Raw genomic sequence first — 14,423 nt, forward strand, 5'->3', positions numbered from 1 at the left:
GAATATTAGATACAAAAGAATGGCTAGAAAATAGTTCGGTTTAAGTGGCTCAGTTTTTAATTAATAAATGGCTCAATTTTTACTTGCGAAATACACTATGCTATCGTATATAACAAGTTTTACTATTCTCTCCGACTATCTAACCTTTGCCTCTTTTTTGAATAGAGCTGCATATTCTTGTCTTTGATGTTTAAGTATACGATGTTTTATTTCTTCTTGTTTGGTAAGAGAGAGTGCATCGTAGTGAGAGCGCAAGTTGTTTAATTCCTCAAGTGTTAAATCGTTCTCTATCGTTAATTCTTTACTTAATTAAGAAGAAATCATAACAATCATAACCATAACAACATCTCCTACTTAACAAGTTATAGAAAGAGGAGGTGAGTCCTACTTTTTAATAAAAAAAATATTTAAAATTTTTAAAAATATAAAAGGGATTTTGTATCTGTTGTTCAATATGATAATTGCGAAAGAAAGCACGAACGGATTTCACACACACCGTTCAAATGTTCATATCTATATGGAGGAAATACATTAACTGCATTACATTATAACCCTTTCCTCATAGCCGTTAGGCAGAAAGGGAGGGATACATATGAACGAATTATTAAACAAATATTCAGTAAGAAAACAAGAAATTATTAAGGGTGCTATTAGTAACTTTAAATCAAATGTTACTGATGCAGTGGGGTTACAAGCCAGTTTGCTTGAAGTGATCGATTCAGAAGACATTATAAGAGTTATTCAACTCGTAACTATGACAGAAGAAGAGTTAGCGATAGAGGAAGGAAAAGATTATCTTCTTGAACAGAAAAAGAGAGAGGTAGCAGAAAGGGAAAGGAAACTTGCTGAGTTCTTTACAAGAAAAGGGTACAATGCAAAAGGTGAGCAAATCATAAAACCTAAATTCATTAAAGAAGTACATACTTACAATGAGCAGGACGAAATAGTTAAGACAACAAGAAGTCTAAATAAAAATATGTTTACTAAATACTTAGTTGTTAAGTATCCGATGCTTGATGTTTTTAAAATGAAATACTTCTATGAAGATGGGGTTTACATTGAGAAGCCATACAATGAAATAAAAATTATAATCCAAGAAGAACTAGATCTACTAGGTGATGATTTAGTTGGAACAAATACTATAAAAGATATTGCTGAATTGTGGACAAATACTCGTTCAGTTAGTGCAATGGCAAAGGACTTAAATAAAAACCCTTACCTTGTCAATTTTAAGAACGGTATATTAGAATTAAGAACTATGAAGTTACTTCCTCATACTATGGAGTTAAAAACTACAATCCAAATCAATGCAAACTTCGATAAAAATGCAAAATCTAAATACTTTAATGACTTCTATAACTTTACTTTCCCAGATAAAGGAGTTCAAAAATTAGTTTGGCAAATACTAGGTTATAGTATGTCTCTATTCTTTACACAGAAGAAAAGATTTTTTATCTTCTACGGAGATAAAGATGTTGGTAAATCAACTTTCTTTAACACAACAATCAATGCTCTGCTTCCAGAATCAGCACGGCTACACAGAGAGTTGAAAGAATTTACACAAGATAAATACGCAACTGCTGATCTATTTGGAAAAGTTGTCAATATAAACTCTGAATTATCTTCAGAAGCAGTGTCAAATATAGAGTTATTAAAACAATTAGCAGGTAAAGATGGAATTACGGCTCAAAGAAAATTTGGACAACCATTCTCTTTTGTACCAATTGCAAAATACATTTTTGCTGCCAACACATTGCCAACAATAAGTACACAAGATGCGTCATCTGCATTCTATGAGCGTGTAATCTTAGTTCCGTTTACTGAAAAAGTAAAATTCAAAGACCGTTCATTAGAAGATAATATTAAAAATAATGATTTAGATTATGTTGCAACGATGGCCTTTACTGCATTACACGAAATGATGAATAATAACTTTGAGTTTGATATTCCTGAAAATATCAATGAAATCTTGCAAGAATATGAGGAAGAAAACAACAGTGTTATCTCATTCGTTCAAAACTGCTGTACTCTTGAAGAAAAAGGATATGTTCATAAAGACGAATTTATGAAATTCTATGTTGCCTATTGCGAACAAGAACTTGAACAAACTTCTAAATCATTAAAACAAGTTAAACGAATTTTAGAAATGCAATTTGATATTAATACTGAACATCGTGTCCGGAATATACGTGGATATCTAAAAGGTATTACATTAAACACACAAGAAATACAACACTTTCATTCTTTGAGAACGTAAACAGAACAAAATGATTATAGTTAAATAACCAACAAGAAAGGGATTGGGTGTACTACTCAGTCCCTTTCTTGTTGGCTAAAATGCCACTTTGCTACTAATTGTGTGGTAAATCACAGTTAAAAACAAAAGAAAACGGTTAATTATCGGCAGATATTTTTATGCTAAAACCTAAGAAATCTTTATATATCAAGGGTTTGTGTTATTTCAAAAGTCAATTCTGCCAAAATGCCACACCTAATACTCTTCATAACTATAAATTACTTTTCTATATAATAGTTTATTTTAAGAGGCAAAATGGCAGATAATATTAAGAATGTAGTAATATCAAGTGTTTTAGGTGTTATTTCTATGCCACTTTTTGTATTACGTGCCACTTTCTTATGGTTTCATAAACGAGATTGCCAATGCTTTATGTCAATATGCCATTTTAATGTTGAATTTCAAACAAAAAGGAGAGACAAGTATATTAATACCCCTCGTCTCTCCTTTTTGTTAGCGTCACACACACTTTTCTAACGTTCATATAGGAAGTTTGTTATATATGTTAATAAGTTTCTACTGTATCGAGTAGATAACTATATTATAACTAATCCTATCTGAATAATCAAATTTATAGAGTGGGAAGTTTTATCTTAAAATAAAGGATTCTTATTACATGTAATTAACTGTAAAGTATAAATATTTTTCACGGGCTGACATAACCCGTTTAGTTCACACACATATATAGTTGTTGAAAACCAGCCGCACTAAGAAACTAATCAAGGAGGTTGATCTATATGTTTAAAAAGTCATTAAAATATGAAGAATTAAATGGAGGACAATTAGAGTTGATTTGGAGACAGTTAGAGGAAGGTATTAACAGTATTGAGGTTAAGATAATGAGTGGTACTGGCTATCCATTTAAAAAGGCTGATGATGTTATAAGAGTTCTGAATGAAAAACTAGGTGTTAACAATTGGAAAGCAAAAGTTGTTAGTGAAAAATTAACTAATACAAGTGTTGTTATCCGCTCTGAACTATATATTTTCGAGCAAAAAGTTTCAGAAGGTTATGGAAATTCTGATTTCGTAAAAGGTCAAGAATCAGGAGACTTGTTCAAATCAGCATATAAAGATAGTATAAAAAATGCTTGTGGAATCATGGGGTTAGATGTAGTTCCGAAAAAGAGAAGTCATTCAGTAGCAGACAGTAGACAAGTAATACAGGATTCTTACAATCCTTCTTTCCAACAACAAAACACGCAACAGAAATATAATTTACCACAACAGATTTACTCGCAACAGGTTCAATATCCAGATACATTGGAATTTGTAGATGCATACTGTCAAGATACAGGAAATCAACTGAGTGGTAAAACGGCAAATTTTTCAATGAAGTTTTATGGCAAGTTGTTATCACAAGAAGTACAAAAAAATCACAAAAGAATTAAATAACAAATGTGAGAAAGGGGAAGAGTAGAGATATTCTTCCTTTTTCTCTCTCTCAAAAATAAGTAAAAAAACTATGAATGAAAAAAGGGCTTGCATTGTCAATGTCTAACTGAAGTAGTAGGATAAGTGGTTACGGATTATTAACCCTGATTGCTTCTCCTTTAATAGAAAATACTAGGTAAGAAGGTAGGTGAGAAAATGAGAGTGACTGACATAGTATTCGAAAAAAAGAAAACTCTTCCTGAAGAACTGAGAGAACTACTCGAAGAATTGGAGGAAGAGAGAAAGACTATAACAGATTTTGATTTGGAAATCGTGTATGCAAGTTTTACATATCGTTTAAAAAGTATTCTGGGGGACTTTGATTGAAGAATAGTGACTTTTTGCTTTTAAGAGTTGTTGGCTTGATTTCAGTGGTTTGTATGTTGTTTGTAGTGGTTTATGGAATTAATCTAATAATTAGTATGACAAGCAATAAGTGGGAGTTGGCTGTGTTTCTAAGTCTCTTTATTGGCTCTCTATTTATTGTTGTCTATAAGGCTCATAGGTGAGTATGAAAGGTCTTGTAGAGAGTTATTGCTACGGTGTTTGTCAATATAGTTGTCGCATTTTGCTAGTTTATTATGATAGTAAACTTCTTTTTAATTCCCTAAGTCTATATAAGCTAGCGCACTGCGTTTGCTCACCCCATGATTTTGATTGAAGGGAAAAGCGTGCTTCAATCAAAATCACGTGGAAAAGGGAGTTTTTATTTATTTCCGATTACCTTTTGTTTCCTCACGCATTGGATTTAACGCCACTTTTTCATGCGGGGCCCAATTACGAGTCTGACGCGCCCAACGTTCTGGGTGCTTATTTTTAGCTTGTTCATAAACTTCTTCTCGTCTCTCCAAAATGGCTGTATGCACACCTGTATGACATTGCACGGGCGTTACATAATTTAACCCGCTATGTAAGTGTACTTCGTTGTACCAATATACAAACTCACTAGCCCATTTCCTTGCTTGATCTAGCGTTTCAAAACCTCTACTTGGAAAATTCGGACGGTATTTCAGTGTGCGGAACATCGCCTCAGAATAGGGATTATCGTTACTCACTCTTGGTCTAGAGAATGAACTTTGAATCCCCATTTTCTCAAGTAAAGCCTGAAACGTCGCAGCTTTCATAGGGCTACCATTATCTGAGTGCAATACAAGTGGTTCCCCCTTGATTTTTTCATTAACCACTGCTTTTTGAATTAATTGTTTTGCATATTTTGCTTCTTCTGATTCCCAAACTTCCCAGCCAACTACTTTTCTACTAAACAAGTCAAGAATTAAATAGAGTTTATAGAATAGCCCCTTCACAGGTCCGCTTAACCATGTGATATCCCATGTCCATACCTGATTTGGGCCAATGGCCAAATGACTTTCTGGTATTCTTTTCATTGGTTTTTGACTACGTCCACGATGATGCTGCATCTTTTCTTCTCGTAAGATACGATAAAATGTTGATTCTGATGCAATATATGTACCTTGATCTGCTAGTTTGGGCACAATTTGAGTTGGTGGTAGATCCACAAATTCTTCTTGCTTCACAACTTCTAAAATGTCTGTTCTCTCTTCTTCAGATAATTTATTTTTTGGAACTGGACGTTTCGCATGGGGACGTCCGTCCACCTTTACGCCACCTTCTACTACCCAACGCTCATAGGTACGAACACTGATATGAAGTTCTTCACAGGCTTTCGCTAATCGCGCACCATTTTGATTCGCTTCTTTGATGAGTTCTACTGCTAGTGCGCGATTTGACGGGCTAATCATTCGTCCTCTTCGTCCCCCCAAATCGCTTGGGCCTTTTTTCTAAGTAGTAATATGGCAGCTGCTTCCGCAAGTGCTTTCTCTTTCTTTTGAAGCTCTTTTTCTAATTGTTTTGCACGTTTTTGTTCTTCTTTCAATGCACTATTTAATTGCTTTGACTGATCGACAGTTTGCCCATTCGCTTGTAGGCAAACTTTCTTCCACGATTCAATTTGTTCACGATACAATCCTTTTTTACGGCAGTATTCTGCCAACTCTAATTCCGTCATAGTAAATGTTTCCATAACGACCAGGAACTTATCTTGGCTACTCCATTTTTCGCTCACTTGGTCATTACCAGGTGTAACCATTCCAGCTTCACGTGCCTCTTTTCGCCATTTGTATAAAGTCGCTTCACTAATACCTTCTGCTTCACTTAATTTCGATACCGATTCGTTGTGTGGGGGCATCATGCGGTTGATAATTTCCTTTTTTCGTTCAGTGGAATATACTACTCGATCTTTTGTCATCTCGATGACCTCCGTGTGATTTTCTCTATCATAACACGTTAGCACCGTACGACATCTATCCTAACAGAGGGGGATTGAAAATAAGTGCAGAAGGTAAAAACTATTTAGACCAAATATTAGCTGATTCAGAGGTAAAAACATTACGTTTCTTTGGGGTACAAGGCTGCTGTGGAATGCATTTGAGCGTAGCAATTGATCCAGTACAAGAAACAGATACAGTTCAAACAATTGAGGGCATTAATGTTGCAATAGATGCTAGTATTGCCCCACAATTAACTGACGTAAAAATTCATGCAGAAGAAGAACAAGGCGAAATAGGTCTAGTTCTGATTGGATATACACCAACGAGTTGCTAGAGACAACTTCATACGTAAGATGATTAAATCAATAGAAATGGGCATTAATCTAAAAGGATTAATGTCTTTTTTATTGAACGTTTTTTCAAGTTAGTTGTAGTTTTCAAATAAATTTATAAAATCGTTAAATAAAAAATAAAGATAGCTCACTCTGAAATTGTTTTAAAATAGTTAATTGTAGAGTCTTAACAAAATGTTTGTTGTTACAGATTTTAAATCGTATCGCAAAAAGTGATTGTATAATGCAAGTAAATAAGTTAATATTTGTAATTATAGACATATATGAAGAGGGAGCTTAACAATGTCCAATTTAAAGAAAAATGACTCCCAAGTAATCGTAATTGTTGCTGTGATTACAGCGATCAGTCTTTTTGGAGATTCAATGTTGTACATTGCCTTACCTATATTTTGGGAAGAAGCGGGACTTAGCTCCATATGGCAAGTTGGTGTTCTCCTATCGATTAATCGTTTTATACGATTACCGATCAATCCAATTATAGGATGGCTATATCAGAAAATCTCACTTAAAACAGGATTTATAATTGCAATTATTTTAGGCAGTTTAACTACTTTAGGTTATGGTTTATTTAATGGTTTTGTTGCTTGGATGATATTACGAGGAATTTGGGGAATTGCTTGGTCATTCTTTAAAATTGGAGGTTTATCTGTTGTTGCAATTCATGCTGAAGAGAATAGTAGGGGGAAATCAATTGGATTGTACAACGGTATTTACCGTTTAGGTAGTTTAGTTGGGATGCTGGCAGGAGGAATTCTAGTACCGATTATCGGTCTAGATATAGTATCAATTCTATTTGGTTGTATGACTCTGACAGGTCTTCCTTTAATCTTACTATATATGAAAAGAGGATCTTCAGGAAAAGAGGATACTTCTGAAAATACCGATGAGAAAACTAAATTAATACATCATATTACAAGAAGAAACTTGACGATTATCATTACAGGTTTTTGTATTACCTTATTATTTCAAGGGGTACTCATATCCACTTTAAGTTCTATTCTTGAATATCACCATGGAAAAAGAATCCACTTATTTGGTACTATATTAAACGTTACATTTTTAGCAGGTGTTATTTTATCTGTTAGATGGGTATGGGAGCCTTTTTTAGGCGAACGCTTTGGACATTGGTCTGATGGGCAAAGGGGAAGGATACCATTATTATTAATTTCTTTAATCTTTACTAGTATCACTTTTGGTATGTTATCAAGTGACCTTCCAATAATGCTATTTATTATGATCATTTTAATTGTACTAATAGGAGCAACTGCACTAACTACTATTGTGGACGCAATTGCTTTGGATGCATCGAAAAAGACAAATGTTGTGTCATTTCTTACAACGTATTCTATAGTTCAAGATTTAGGGGCTTCAATTGGGCCATTTATTAGTTTTATTTTGCTAGGCTTGGATAATGGATTATCATACATTTATATAGGCGGAGCAGGGATATTTCTTATTTTAGCTTTCTTATGGCTACCATCATATTTGAGAGAACGTCAGAAGAGAGAGCATCTAAACTTTTAAAAATAAAAATTCATTAAGAATAACTTGCATTATGCAAGTAAATAAAGTATAAATATTATTAAGAGGTGCAAAGATGGAAAATAAACGTGAAATCTTTCATGTACTAACACGAAGATTTGGATTACTAAATAAAAATTGCTGCTCAGTTGGAGGGTTTGACATTTCAACTGTTCAAAGTCATATACTCTATGAAATTGATAAACAAAATACTCCGTCCATGCAGCAGATCGCTGAAACGTTGGCAATGGATATAACAACATTCAGCAGACAAATTCAAACATTGGTAAAAATGGAATTAGTGAAAAAAACACCTTCATCACAAGATAAACGTGTTTCGTTATTAAGTCTTACTACACAAGGGAAATTCGTGGCAACTAGTATTGATCATTCTATGAATGCCTATTTAGATGAAGTATTTTCTCATTTGAACGAATTTGAAAGAGAAACTGTCATTCGTTCACTTCAGTTGTTAAACGGGGCGATGTCAAAATCTTCAGTTTGTTGCACACCATTATATTAAGCAAGAGCAATCTTGCTTTTATTTATAAACAATACTTGCATTTTGCAAGTAAATAAATCAAAAATTGAAAATGGAGGTTTTACTATGATGGATAATAAATTAGAAATTTTGAACCAACAAAAATGTTGCGGGGCTAAAACTGAAGAAACTACAAGTTTGAAAAATGATTTAAATGAATTACCGATTGCTGTTATTGGTGCTGGTCCAGTAGGATTAGCTGCAGCTGCACACTTAGTTGAACGAGGTCAAAAATTTGTAATTTTAGAAGCGGGTTCGCAAGTTGGAAGTAATATTAATGAATGGAGCCATGTTCGGTTGTTTTCAACTTGGCAATACAACATTGACAAAGTTGCAAGAGAACTATTAATAAAAAATGGCTGGAAAGCTCCTTCTGCTGAGGTGCTTCCGACAGGTAAGGAATTAGTTGAACTTTATTTAGAACCATTAGCAAATTTACCTGAAATCAAAGAACATCTTGAATTAAACTCAAAAGTAGTCTCAATCAGCAAAAAGGGGCTAGATAAGATGAAGGATGTAGGTCGTGATCAAACATCTTTTGTTTTATATGTTGAACAACAAGGTATTACAAAAAGAATTGAGGCAAAGGCAGTTATTGATGCAACGGGAACATGGTCACAACCTAACCCTGTCAATGCGGATAATATTTGGACATCAGAAGAGCGAAATTTACACGATCATATTTTCTACGGCATTCCAAATATTCAAGGATGTCAACGCGAAAGATACATTGGTAAAAGAGTTGCGGTAGTTGGGGGAGGACACTCAGCAATTAATACAATATTAGAACTTTCTCAATTAGGAAAAGATGTAGAAATTTTTTGGGTAATGAGAAAGAAAAAAGTGGAAGATGCCTATGGTGGTGAGGAAAAGGATGCACTTGAAGCGAGAGGGGCATTGGGGCGTAGAATTCATCAATTAGTTGATGCTGGGCAAGTTCAAGTAATTACACCATTTAATATTCATCAATTAAGTAAATCTAATGATGGTATTGAGTTGAGGGGTGAATATAAAGGTTCTGATTACAAACTATCTGGAATTGATGAAATTATCACGAACACTGGAAGTAGACCTGACTTTTCTTACCTACGTGAAATTAGATTAAGTGTTGATGCTGGAACGGAAAGTGTAGAAGCACTATCTCCACTCATTGATCCAAACCTTCATAGTTGTGGAACAGTTCGTCCTCACGGAGAAGAAATATTAAGACAACCTGAGAAAAACTTCTACATTGTTGGGATGAAGAGTTATGGCAGAGCGCCTACTTTCCTAATGGCAACAGGTTATGAACAAATTCGTTCGGTTGTTGCCTATTTAGCAGGTGATATTGAGGCATCAAAAAAAGTAGAACTTGAATTGCCTGAAACTGGGGTATGTAGTATTACCTTAGTTACTCAAAGCTCATCTTCATGTTGTGGAGGATAAAGGTGATTGTTAATAGTGGCGGGAAATTATCTAAGGAGTATTTTGTTTCATATCTAAAGCTTGTTATGAATGCCAAACAATGTTCTTTGGTTCAAGCAAAGGATCATATGGAGTTACATTTCTTTAAAAGAGATGTACTTTCCTTTGGAGAGTATACCTATTCTAACTTTATGGAGGCTGTTAAAGATTTATCTTAGGCACTCAACACAAACGCCTCGCTAAAAGAATTAAAAAAGCATCACTAGTTCTTCAAAACTTTGAATAGACAATCAGACGTACTACTTTAGAATCGCACGAAAAAATTCAATAGGTTAGTTAAAACAAAAGGAACAGCATATTCTTGTATAAAATAGGGAAATGCTGTTTTCTATATTTAGAAGATGCCTAATTGTTATGTAAATGTGAATGAATGAAGTAAGTAAAAACCTATTTTGCGATGGAAGTAGCGGATATTACATTGATTCGAGGCGACTTAAATAAAATTGCTTAAGCTATTTTAATGAGTCGCAAAACGATGTGTAATATTAAACAAAACTTATTCTGGGCATTTGCCTATAATACTATCGGGATCCAATAGCGGCAATAGGTTTGCTTGCTCCATGGGTTGCGGGTGCAACGATTGCGTTCAGTTCCGTTTCGGTTGTTTTAAATACATTGTGCTTACAAAGAGTAAAATTACAAAATTAGATATTTGATGTAAGGTGTTACTATATTTAGTGGCAGGTGTATAATATCTATTATTTTGTACTTTATCATCATATAGTAGACGAATGGGAGAGGAGGTAAATTATATGGAGGACAGTGGTAAAAAAATTAAGATTGCCATAAATGGAGGAATAGGATTTGGAGCAAAACTCAACTCAAAACAACTTGTTACAATATCAAAGTATTTGAATGAAGATGAAGAACTTGAGTTAACTACCTTCCAACAACTTTATATAGAAATCCCGGAAGAAAAAAAGGAAAATATTATAGAGGAATTTCAAAGTGTAGGATTAGTATGTTATCCAGTTGGGAATTTTGTAAAAAGTTTAAGAACCTGTAATTTTTGCAAAGGGGAAGAAGAGGAAGGAATGCCGATAGCAAAAGAGTTAAATAGTCGTATAGCTGGGAAACCAGTACCATTTACCCTAAAAGTTGCGTATACAGGTTGTCCGATTGGTTGCGGTGAACCTATGTTAAGCGATATAGGTGTTATGAAGATTAGAGATCATTACAATTTATATGTTGGAGGAAAAGCAAAGGGGAAAGACGCCGAGGTCGGTGTCTTGCTGATGGAGCATCTTACACCAGAACAATTATACAATACCGTAGAAAAAATTATTGCTATTTATTCAGAATTGGGGAAAAAGCGAGAGACATTCTATAAATTTTTAAAACGGATAGGTAGAGATTATTTAATAAGTTAATATAAATTTCTCTATTTCATAAAAAATAAATTGATAAAAAGTAGGTTAAATGGGTTGAATCTATCAAAGTACAACTTTTTGATGGAAAAGTGGAAATAACATTTAATAGAGCTATTAAAGATTCAGGGTATGAGGCTATGGAATTAGCTAAAGGAAGAAGTTGTGGGGGTTCGTGCTACCATTAATTTAAAAAAGATCGTTTACTATAATAATAATTGAGCGTTTATCCAATAGGATAAACGTCTTTTTAGTATGCCGTGCATTTTTGTGAAAGATGTTAATGGATTCTTATGAGTAGGAGTTATTATTCTATACATCGATTCTTTCTTCATAAATTCTGCACATTTATTATTTATACTCTTAATGAGTTGTTTACTAATAATCGATTTCATTAAATCGGAAGAAAGGTTTGTGAAAATTTCTTGGCTGAACAGTTAACTATCTTTCTTGCTTTCGGAGCGGGACTTTTATCATTTATTTCACCATGTTCTTTGCCTCTATATCCTGCATTTCTTTCATATGTTACTGGAATGTCCTTTAATGAATTGAAAGAAGACAAAGGAATATTTCAAAAAAAAGCACTAATCCATACAATATTATTTTTAATTGGATTTTCAATTATCTTTTTGGCTTTAGGACTTTCAACTTCAATTATTGGAAAAATATTTATACAGTATCAAGAATTACTTAGACAAATTGGTGCACTATTTATGGTTATCTTTGGATTAGTAATTCTAGGTTTTTTCAAATTTGATTTTTTAAGTTCGGAGAAAAGAATCCAGTTTAAGAAAAGACCTAAAGGATATATTGGTTCCGTTTTGATTGGAATAGGTTTTGCAGCTGGTTGGACACCCTGTACGGGTCCTATTCTTGCAGGTGTTATTGCGTTAGGAATATCAAATCCAAACCAAGGGATTATTTATATGCTGTTTTATGTACTTGGTTTTGCAGTTCCATTCCTAGTCATGTCACTATTTATTGGGAGAATGAAATTTCTTCAGAAAAGAAGCGACCTGTTTATGAAAATAGGTGGGATCTTAATGATCCTAATGGGTATTCTATTATACTTTGATCTGATGACAATGATTATTGCATTTTTAACACCATACTTCGGAGGGTTTACGGGATTTTAATGACTTACATGACGGGTATATAAGGGAGGATAATATATAATTATGGATAAAAAAAAGAGACGAAAAGTAGTAAGATTTATAATTCTACTGTTATTATTCTCAGCAATAGTTTTTACGATATATACAAGCTTAACGAAAGAAAAAGCTGCAGTTTTACAAATTGGCGATTTAGCACCGGATTTTGTACTCTTAGATATGAATGGAGAAGAACATAAGTTATCTGATTATAGGGGGCAAGGTGTCTTTTTAAACTTTTGGGGTACTTGGTGCGAACCGTGTGAAAGAGAGTTCCCAATAATCAATCGTTATTACCACGAATATAAAACACAAGGACTTCAGGTTTTAGCAGTGAATATCGCGGAATCGGATTTTGTAGTTCAAAACTACATTGACCGTAAAAAACTGACATTCCCGGTTTTAATTGATAAACGTAAGGACGTAATGGGTTCATATAACGTAAGGCCTTTACCAACGACAGTGCTTATAAATCCAGAAGGAAAAATAGAGAAAATTATTACTGGTGAAATGAGTGATACGGCTATACGCAATTATATGGAACAGATATTGCCGAAATAGCAGATTAAATTAATCTTTTAAATCCTCAAGAATAAGGTTATCTTTGAGGATGGAGGAATCAAATAATTATGAACAAGATTTCTATAAAACTAGCTACTTGTTTTTTTATAGTAGTGCTTATGATGGAATACTTTTTAATGGTCTATCTTCATCGAAGTATTGTTCATACTAGAGTTGAAGAAGAATTTTCCCTTTTATTATCAAATGGAGCAAACCATAGAGATGTATTAGTTGAGTATTACTCTGAAACTACAATAAAACATATTGTACTAATGGAAATGAATGAGGAAAGGGAAGTTGTTATTACTGATAATTGGGGGAATATCGTAGGAGATTCTGGGATAAATAGCAACTTATTAGAAGAATATCTCCCACTAATAAAAGGTACAGTAGGAAGTAAAGATGAGATAATAATCTCCAATTGGGAAAGCTCTCCTTACATTGTGAGTAAACACCCATACAAAATTAGTGACATTGAATCTGGTAATGTCGTAATGTTCCAAAGTACAAACTCTCTTAATCGAATGGTTAGCTACTTGAGCATTCACTTCGTAATAACGGGGATAATGAGCTTTTTAATACTTCTACTTTTATACGCTTTTTTATCAAAAGTGATTACTAGACCATTAATCCGGATGAAAGAAGCTACTGAAAAATTAAGTAAAGGCGAGTTTAATGTTAGTCTGCCTAAATTAGGAAAAGACGAACTTGGAGAATTGTCTTTTTCTATTCAAAAATTAGCCAATGATTTGGAAAGACTAAAAAAAGATCGAAATGAGTTTCTAGCCTCTGTTTCACACGAATTAAGTACACCTTTAACTTATCTAATTGGATATTCAAATGTTGCAATGAGAGATGGTTTGAATGACGAGGAAAGAAAGCAATATCTTGAAATTATTGGAGAAGAGTCAAATAGGATGAAGGATCTCGTCAAGAACTTGTTAGATCTTGCGAGAATGGATGAAAACTCTTTTACGGTAACAAAAACCTATTTTTATTCACAACCATTCCTGGAAGACATTTGTAAACTAGTTGCCCCATCCTTTGAATTGAAAAATATCAAATTAAACTTAAATAGTAACGAAAACTTTACAATATATGCTGACTCTATTCGATTAGGGCAAATAATTGTAAATTTATTAGATAATGCTTTGAAATATTCAAAAGAAAATACGGAAGTTATTTTGGAAGCATATAAGAAAAAGGATAAAACGGTAGTTAAAGTCATTGATTCTGGAATTGGTATTCCGTCAGAGGAATTAGATTTTATTTTCGAGAAATTATACCGTGTTGAAAAATCTCGTTCGAGAGAATATGGTGGTTCAGGAATTGGATTAGCAGTTGTAAAAGAGTTAATTGAAGCACATGGTGGCACTATTAGTGTGGACAGTAAATTAGGGATAGGAAGTACATTTACCATTACTATCTAATCAAGGGGGTGCTGATAT

Annotated in this window: 12 protein-coding genes and 2 pseudogenes; 13 read left to right on the plus strand and 1 reads right to left on the minus strand. The window is 33.6% G+C overall.

The genetic code is table 11. The features are described 5' to 3' along the window. The first annotated feature begins 592 nt into the window (after positions 1–592). The 3 genes from CRO45_RS15770 (at position 593) to CRO45_RS20130 (ending at position 4,056) form a co-directional block, all read left to right on the plus strand. Positions 593–2,257: a DNA primase family protein gene (locus tag CRO45_RS15770; RefSeq protein ID WP_097150594.1), complete on the plus strand. Its 1,665-nt coding sequence runs from the start codon at positions 593–595 to the stop codon at positions 2,255–2,257. Positions 2,258–3,033: 776 nt separating this feature from the next. Then, positions 3,034–3,690, plus strand: coding sequence for a hypothetical protein (locus CRO45_RS15775; protein ID WP_097150595.1), 657 nt, complete (start codon positions 3,034–3,036; stop codon positions 3,688–3,690). Between the two features lie 201 nt (positions 3,691–3,891). Then, positions 3,892–4,056: a hypothetical protein gene (locus CRO45_RS20130; RefSeq protein ID WP_170949519.1), complete on the plus strand. Its 165-nt coding sequence runs from the start codon at positions 3,892–3,894 to the stop codon at positions 4,054–4,056. Between the two features lie 383 nt (positions 4,057–4,439). On the opposite strand, the pseudogene CRO45_RS15785 reads toward CRO45_RS20130, so the two are convergent. Next, positions 4,440–5,995 (minus strand): annotated as a pseudogene (locus CRO45_RS15785) (IS3 family transposase). 74 nt (positions 5,996–6,069) lie between these two features. Here CRO45_RS15785 and CRO45_RS15790 point away from each other — a divergent pair. From CRO45_RS15790 to CRO45_RS15835, 10 genes and pseudogenes are all read left to right on the plus strand, one after another. After that, the gene (locus tag CRO45_RS15790) at positions 6,070–6,351 is read left to right on the plus strand and encodes a Fe-S cluster assembly protein HesB (protein WP_097150597.1); all 282 of its coding nucleotides are present in this window, start codon (positions 6,070–6,072) and stop codon (positions 6,349–6,351) included. Positions 6,352–6,652: 301 nt separating this feature from the next. Then, positions 6,653–7,894: an MFS transporter gene (locus tag CRO45_RS15795; protein ID WP_097150598.1), complete on the plus strand. Its 1,242-nt coding sequence runs from the start codon at positions 6,653–6,655 to the stop codon at positions 7,892–7,894. A 73-nt stretch (positions 7,895–7,967) separates the two neighbouring features. Continuing rightward, positions 7,968–8,414: a MarR family winged helix-turn-helix transcriptional regulator gene (locus tag CRO45_RS15800; RefSeq protein ID WP_097150599.1), complete on the plus strand. Its 447-nt coding sequence runs from the start codon at positions 7,968–7,970 to the stop codon at positions 8,412–8,414. A gap of 87 nt (positions 8,415–8,501) precedes the next feature. After that, positions 8,502–9,857, plus strand: a complete 1,356-nt coding sequence (locus tag CRO45_RS15805; protein WP_097150671.1) for an NAD(P)-binding domain-containing protein — start codon at positions 8,502–8,504, stop codon at positions 9,855–9,857. 2 nt (positions 9,858–9,859) lie between these two features. After that, positions 9,860–10,054 (plus strand): hypothetical protein, encoded by a 195-nt coding sequence (locus tag CRO45_RS15810; RefSeq protein WP_097150600.1) that lies wholly within the window; start codon positions 9,860–9,862, stop codon positions 10,052–10,054. Positions 10,055–10,281: 227 nt separating this feature from the next. Further along, positions 10,282–10,544, plus strand: a pseudogene (locus tag CRO45_RS15815) (heavy metal translocating P-type ATPase); the annotation flags it as partial. A gap of 104 nt (positions 10,545–10,648) precedes the next feature. Beyond that, positions 10,649–11,266, plus strand: coding sequence for an NAD(P)/FAD-dependent oxidoreductase (locus CRO45_RS15820; protein ID WP_097150601.1), 618 nt, complete (start codon positions 10,649–10,651; stop codon positions 11,264–11,266). Between the two features lie 422 nt (positions 11,267–11,688). Further along, on the plus strand, positions 11,689–12,399 hold the full coding sequence (locus CRO45_RS15825; protein ID WP_097150602.1) for a cytochrome c biogenesis CcdA family protein: 711 nt from the start codon (positions 11,689–11,691) through the stop codon (positions 12,397–12,399). Positions 12,400–12,441: 42 nt separating this feature from the next. Next, on the plus strand, positions 12,442–12,975 hold the full coding sequence (gene resA, locus CRO45_RS15830) for a thiol-disulfide oxidoreductase ResA (RefSeq protein WP_036189826.1): 534 nt from the start codon (positions 12,442–12,444) through the stop codon (positions 12,973–12,975). 68 nt (positions 12,976–13,043) lie between these two features. After that, complete coding sequence (locus CRO45_RS15835) at positions 13,044–14,405, plus strand: sensor histidine kinase (protein ID WP_097150603.1); 1,362 nt, start codon at positions 13,044–13,046, stop codon at positions 14,403–14,405. Positions 14,406–14,423: the final 18 nt, after the last annotated feature.

Source organism: Ureibacillus acetophenoni (assembly GCF_900220965.1).
GTDB classification, from domain to species: Bacteria; Bacillota; Bacilli; order Bacillales_A; family Planococcaceae; genus Ureibacillus; species Ureibacillus acetophenoni.